Origin of the sequence: Sulfitobacter sp. EhC04 (assembly GCF_001650875.1) — a bacterium.
In the GTDB taxonomy this organism is placed as follows: Bacteria; Pseudomonadota; Alphaproteobacteria; order Rhodobacterales; family Rhodobacteraceae; genus Sulfitobacter.
Map to the genome: position 1 here is coordinate 1 of NZ_LXYI01000062.1, position 3,786 is coordinate 3,786.

The following is a 3,786-nucleotide window of genomic DNA, read 5'->3' on the forward strand; positions in this document are numbered from 1 at the left end:
TTTCAGGGAAGTGCTTGAATCTCATCAACACCGGCCATCCGACAACCAAAACCTGTGTAAACTCCGAACTGACGCGGAGCATAACCAAAATGTCCGATAATGCAAACTTATTGGACATGAAGGTAAACGCAAGTCTCGGCGGTTAGCCAGCTGAATATTGAGTAAAAGCGCCGCGACGAAATAACCTTGTGGCGTGAACGTTCTAGCCAAGGGCATCATGCGGCAGTGTAGTCCACGTTATTTGGGTCAGTTGGGGCAGCTTTGAGCAAGCAAGGTCATGTGGCCGACTCAACGGTGCCGTCGACCCAAAGATCGAAAAGGCTCCACGCGGGCATGGCAATGTGCTGCCCGAGACCGATATCAGTGCAGAGGAGTTTTATGCAGCCCAGACGCTTCTGTCGCGTTTTATACTCCGGCGACCCGCAGGTCCGGCCCGCTTCCCAAGGAGCCAGCTGCCCCGATGAGATTACCTGCCATCAATTGCTGCCCCAGTTCAGCAGCGCACAGGAATCGCCGCTGACTTGTCACAAACAGGGTTCTGTCGCTCCAGATTGCCATCGTCGGGCGGCGCACCGGCAGGGCGATCCGCGCAAGGATTTCGCCCGACGCGGGATCAATACGAATAAGCTCACCAGGGCCGACAATCGCCAGCCACAATTTGCCCTCGCCATCCATGCTCATTCCGTCGGGATGCGCGCCTTCGGGCAGGGTCAGTAGCGTGCTGCGTTTGGAAATTCCACCATCCTGGGCGAGGTCGAAACGCTCAAGCTTGCGGGTGGGCGTGTCGGTGAACCATATTGCATCAGAGGCGGGATCGCCGACAATGGCATTGGGAATGGCCACGTCATCCAATACTTTGTTTATGGTGCCGTCCACATCACGGCGGAACAACCCGCCGGTGGGAATGCCACGACCCGACATATCCATTGAACCAAACCAAAGACGGCCCAGTCGGTCGGGTTTTCCATCGTTCAAGCGGCGCGTGGAGGCATCGGCTTCTGTGTCGCTCAGCCGCTCCCATGCCATCGTTTCAGGGTCGAGCGCGACAAGCCCGTCCTCCATTCCCAGCACGAGCCGACCGCTTTCGCCGAGCGCGACCAACCCGCATTGACCGGGTAGGGGGATCGCCGCGTCGGTGCCGCCGGGTTGGTGGCGCAAAAGACGTTGGCCTTGAATATCAAGCCACCATAGGCAGTCGCGTGTGACATCCCATAGCGGTGATTCGCCGGTCAGGGCCAAGGCGTTGTGGCGGGGAGTGAAGTTGAGGGGGGGACTATCAGTCATGGTTTTTCCAAAGATACGCGCACAGGTGCCCGTCCGGTCACGCCGGGGCGCAGCTCGATCAACCGCCCAGACAGCGGGGCGATATCGTTATAGCCGGGTGGCAGGCGCAGATAGGTTGAGGTGACAAAGAGGCTGGCAAGGTCCGGCCCGCCAAAGGTCAGCGCGGTCGGCATCGGCACGGGTAATGGATGGTGCGCCAATTGCTTGCCTTCGGCATCAAGGCGAATGACGGACCAGCCACCCCGCATTGCAACCCAAAGACAATCCTCGGCATCAATGGTCAGACCCGCAGGTTGGCCTTGGGCGTCAGTGCCGTGTAGCAATTCACGACGCGCGACGGGCAGGCCATCCTCGCCCAGTTCATAGGCAACCAGAACGGCACAGCGTGCTCCCGGGTCTTGCTCGGTCAGATAAGCGTATCGGCAATCGTGGCTGAAAACCGTGTTTTTCGGAAGGTATATTTCGGGCACGATGATCTCGGTCATCAGATCAGGGTGGATACGATAGAGCGTGCCGGGCTTTTCGAGGTTGTCGAGCGGCATGGTGCCGGCCCACATGCGTTGTTTCGGATCGACCCCGACGGTGTTGAACCGATTTTCGGGGCGATGCGCCTCGGGGTCGGTCAACGGGGTTTGCTGGTCAGTGACCGGGTTGAACAGCGACAGGCCGTTTTCGCCGGTTAAAAGCAGTTCGGGACCGGAGGTCAGAGCGAGACCACCGGTCAATCCTTTCAGCAGTGTGCGCCCGCTTTCACCGGTTTTCAAATCCAGCCATCGCAGAGCCGGGGCTAGCACGTCGAGCCACCAAAGGCGGCCGGTTACCTCGCACCAGCTTGGGCTTTCGCCCACATAGTCACGGCCGGTGTCATGCACCTTGCCCTCGAAATTGAATTTGGGGCGCTGTGCGATGATCTGTTCATTCAGTCGCTGAGTGACGCCGAGATGGTGCGAGGCGCGGCGCGCGGCCTCTCGGATCATTTGACCTGCCTCGTGCAATTTGTCGGGGTGGGTTCCGGCGGCGTCGAATTGGCAACAAAGCGCGCCAACGACTGCGCCTTCGCCATCAAGAACCGACGTGGCCACGGCAAGTGGATCGCCGTAGCTGGCAGCATAGCCAAGCGCGCGCGCCTTGCTGATAATGCGTTGCAGATCGGCGGACCATTCATTTTTCTGCTCTGCCGGGCGACCAGCGAGCATTGCCTGCCCTGCTGTGCTCACCTCGATCGCCATACGGGGCCAGACGCGTACCGTACGCCCGGCGGGGTCCGCGGCGTCCAGAACGAATACCGAATCATCGTCGCTGACATAAAGGCAACATGGCACTTTGAGCAGGTGCGCAAGGCGTGACATTTCAGCCTGACAAGCGCGGACCGTGGCATCACGGTCCAACGCGCCGCGCGCCAGCGACATGACGGTGGCACCGATTGCATAGCGCCGAGTGTCACGGTCATAGCGGACCAAACGACGCGATCGTAAGGCAGACAAAAGACGATGCAGTGATCCTTTGGACAGGTCCAGATGTCCCTGAATTTGTCGAAATGTCAGTGGAGTAGAGCGCCCGAGCAACAGCAAAAGATCAATCCCACGGGTGAGTGATTGTGCGACAGGATGGGGCGAGGCCACTTCCTTTGGCAACGAAACCGAGATCGCCGGCTTATGCGCGCATTTGTCCGCGCTTGTGGCCCGGCAGCAGATCTCCGGCGTTCAGCCGCTGCTTGCCGCGCTGCGCCAGACTGAAATTGCACCGGGCCGCCGCGCGCTTTTGAGTGCTGTAGAACAAGCCGGGATGGATCTGCTGGCGCGACGCGCCGAGCTTCCGCTGGCAGAGATAATGGGCGGCGCGCGGCGCGATGCGGTGCCGTTTTATGCCAATATCAACCGTGGAATTTCCGACCGAACTCCCGAAGGGTTTGCTGACCGTGCCCGTAAATTGATCGACGACACCGGCGCATGTGCTGTCAAGATCGCGCCATTTGATGGCTATCGTTGGAATTTTCTAGACTGGCCCGAACGCCGCGCGGTGATGGATCGGGGATTTGCACGCGTCGATGCCGTGCGATCGGAACTGGGCAACGATGCGGCTGTATTTGTCGATTGTCACGACCGGTTTGACCTTCAGGGCGCGCGCAGCGTGGTGACTGAACTTTGCAAACTTGGCGTCGTGTGGATCGAAGACCCGCTGCATATGCATCTTGTAGCCCCAGAGGAACAGCGCCGTTTGCGGGCGGCTTGTCATGCTGGCGGCGCTCGGCTTGCTGGTGGTGAAAACGTGACAAATTGCGCCGAAATGGCGGCGTTGCTGGCGAATGGCAGTTACGATGTGGTGCTGCCCGATCTGCGCCTCACCGGGTTGCAAGAGGGCATCGCGATGTTGCGTTTTGCAGCCGCGTCGGGTGTGTCGGCCAGCCTACACAACCCGGTTGGCCCGGTGCTGGATGCGATATCGGTTGAATTGGCAGCAAGTGTCGTTGTGCCCTAATTAAAGAGAATAGAGGCTAATTTT

Annotated in this window: 3 protein-coding genes and 1 pseudogene; 1 reads left to right on the plus strand and 3 read right to left on the minus strand. The window is 59.5% G+C overall.

Features of this window, described 5'->3' with window-relative positions:
* Positions 1-405 precede the first annotated feature (405 nt).
* From A8B82_RS20440 to A8B82_RS24845, 3 genes and pseudogenes are all read right to left on the minus strand, one after another.
* Entirely contained in the window at positions 406-1,239 is an 834-nt protein-coding gene (locus A8B82_RS20440; RefSeq protein ID WP_161489488.1) for an SMP-30/gluconolactonase/LRE family protein, read from the minus strand.
* Positions 1,240-1,280: 41 nt separating this feature from the next.
* A complete protein-coding gene (locus A8B82_RS20445) occupies positions 1,281-2,768 on the minus strand; it encodes an SMP-30/gluconolactonase/LRE family protein (protein WP_235604753.1) in 1,488 nt (495 codons plus the stop codon).
* 21 nt (positions 2,769-2,789) lie between these two features.
* Positions 2,790-2,906, minus strand: a pseudogene (locus A8B82_RS24845) (hypothetical protein); the annotation flags it as partial.
* On the opposite strand from A8B82_RS24845, the gene A8B82_RS20450 reads away from it, so the two are divergent.
* The gene (locus A8B82_RS20450; protein ID WP_067296741.1) at positions 2,872-3,762 is read left to right on the plus strand and encodes a mandelate racemase/muconate lactonizing enzyme family protein; all 891 of its coding nucleotides are present in this window, start codon (positions 2,872-2,874) and stop codon (positions 3,760-3,762) included. The pseudogene A8B82_RS24845 and the gene A8B82_RS20450 overlap by 35 nt on opposite strands.
* Positions 3,763-3,786 lie beyond the last annotated feature (24 nt).